This window comes from Streptococcus sp. KR (assembly GCF_002238115.1).
Lineage (GTDB): Bacteria > Bacillota > Bacilli > Lactobacillales > Streptococcaceae > Streptococcus.
The window spans coordinates 1-277 of record NZ_NGVM01000255.1 but is presented as its reverse complement, the minus strand read 5'-3'; the positions used below and the strand labels follow the sequence as shown (position 1 = coordinate 277).

The following is a 277-nucleotide window of genomic DNA, read 5'->3' as shown; positions in this document are numbered from 1 at the left end:
CTTTAGGTTCTTTATCTAGATTGTGTGTGATTTTCACATTTCCGCTCGTACCAAGGGTTTGAGTGGTCTCGTCAACGGACTTATGCGGAAGTGTGATTTTCACATTTCCGCTCGTAGCAAGGGTTTGAGCGGTCTTCCGCGGAAGTGTGATATTCACATTTCCGCTCGTACCAAGGGTTTGCGGCGTTTTTTGCCCATATTCGCCCCGTAAATAGACGTCGGTAGCTTTCACATCAAGCTTGGACAGGTATAAACGGTTCGGCTCATTTTTTTTAGT

General features: G+C 45.8%; 1 pseudogene. It reads right to left on the bottom strand.

Annotation, left to right across the window (positions count from 1 at the left end):
* Window positions 1-277, bottom strand: a pseudogene (locus CBI42_RS13055) (replication initiator protein A); the annotation flags it as partial.